Source organism: Stenotrophomonas sp. SrG, assembly GCF_050031795.1.
GTDB lineage: Bacteria > Pseudomonadota > Gammaproteobacteria > Xanthomonadales > Xanthomonadaceae > Stenotrophomonas > Stenotrophomonas rhizophila_A.
In genome coordinates, this window is sequence record NZ_JBNBBE010000550.1 from 1 (window position 1) to 253 (window position 253).

Sequence of the window (253 nt, forward strand, 5' to 3'; positions counted from 1 at the left end):
ACCAGGTGCGCTCCGCAGTGCAGGGCAGGCCGGCGCGGCTGAGCTGAAGGGTGTTCAGCTCCGCGTCCAGCGCGCTGTCCTCCACCATCAGAATGCGGATCGGATTGCCGGTTACATCCTCAGCCATCTTTTCGACTCTTCGCGCCAAACTGTGTGCCGTGCGGCGGCGGCTGGTTGGTGAGGCCCCAGAACATGCCCAGCCCCTGGATGGCTTCCTGGAATTCCTTGAAATCGACCGGCTTGACCACGAAGG

1 pseudogene is annotated in these 253 nt (G+C 63.2%); it reads right to left on the minus strand.

The features are described 5' to 3' along the window. Window positions 1–119: 119 nt before the first annotated feature. Window positions 120–253 (minus strand): annotated as a pseudogene (locus ACQG3P_RS20815) (response regulator); the annotation flags it as partial.